1 pseudogene is annotated in these 230 nt (G+C 55.7%); it reads right to left on the reverse strand.

Going from position 1 to position 230, the window contains the following annotated elements:
• Window positions 1-200, reverse strand: a pseudogene (locus tag KVT37_RS33260) (4a-hydroxytetrahydrobiopterin dehydratase); the annotation flags it as partial.
• Window positions 201-230: the final 30 nt, after the last annotated feature.

Below are 230 nucleotides of genomic sequence, written 5' to 3' on the forward strand. Positions count from 1 at the left end.
TTGTAGACATTCGACCAGTCGGGGTGATGATCCATCTTTTCGGCGGCCATAGCCACGCGAGTCATGAAGGCGAGGGCCTCGGAGAAATTCTTGAAGACGAAGCTGCGCTTGATGGAGGCGCCGACGGCCGCCAGCGACCAGCCTTCAAGTTCGGCCAAAGCCGTGCCGATGGCGTCCTTGCTGAGTTTTTCTCACGTCATGATGATTTCCCATGCTATCTCGAATTTGAC

Origin of the sequence: Mesorhizobium sp. GbtcB19, from assembly GCF_019091085.1 — a bacterium.
Taxonomy (GTDB): domain Bacteria; phylum Pseudomonadota; class Alphaproteobacteria; order Rhizobiales; family Rhizobiaceae; genus Mesorhizobium.